Origin of the sequence: Rosenbergiella sp. YN46 (genome assembly GCF_036620675.1) — a bacterium.
Classification (GTDB): Bacteria; Pseudomonadota; Gammaproteobacteria; order Enterobacterales; family Enterobacteriaceae; genus Jejubacter.
In genome coordinates this window covers 1-546 of sequence record NZ_JAZHEE010000149.1, presented here as the reverse complement: position 1 = coordinate 546, position 546 = coordinate 1, and the positions used below count along the sequence as shown (strand labels likewise).

Here is a 546-nt window from a genome sequence, read left to right as displayed (position 1 = left end):
CTAAACAATTTGAACTCCACGATGGAGTAGATGAGGTTGAGATATTTGGTACTAGCATTAATGGGCAAATCATTGAACAAAATACTAAATCACTTTTTGATAATGACGGAATTAATTCCCAACAATCAGAACAAGAACTAGATGAAAATGAAGAATTGGTAAATCAGATGGAACAGCTAAAAGTAGAAAATTTGGAATTGAAGAATGAAAATGAAGAATTATCAAACAAAATCTTTGATCTTGAAAATTTGCTAGACGCAATGAAAAATAAAATTAGTGATCTAAATGCAATAATCATGGAACAAATCAAAGTGATTTACACTTGGATTAAATTCTAACAATAATTTAGAATTTTCAACCTAATTTTTGTAGAGTTATTTTTCATCTTCATATAGCCAGCATTTAACATAGCCTGAATTAGTTTTAAAATTAGGAGGATCTTTTTTGCATTTTTCCATCGCCATAGGACATCTGGCTATAAATCTACATTCAGAATTTGGCTCGAGTAAACTCGGAGGCACTCCTTTGATGTATTTGGGTTTATCC

The 546-nt window shown here is 30.6% G+C and carries 2 protein-coding genes; one reads left to right on the top strand and one right to left on the bottom strand.

What is annotated here, in order from left to right:
* On the top strand, window positions 1–338 hold a 338-nt coding region (locus V3W49_RS22975; protein ID WP_500148293.1), incomplete at its 5' end, for a hypothetical protein.
* Window positions 339–374: 36 nt separating this feature from the next.
* Here V3W49_RS22975 and V3W49_RS22970 read toward each other — a convergent pair.
* Window positions 375–530, bottom strand: a complete 156-nt coding sequence (locus tag V3W49_RS22970) for a hypothetical protein (RefSeq protein WP_500148294.1) — start codon at window positions 528–530, stop codon at window positions 375–377.
* Window positions 531–546: the final 16 nt, after the last annotated feature.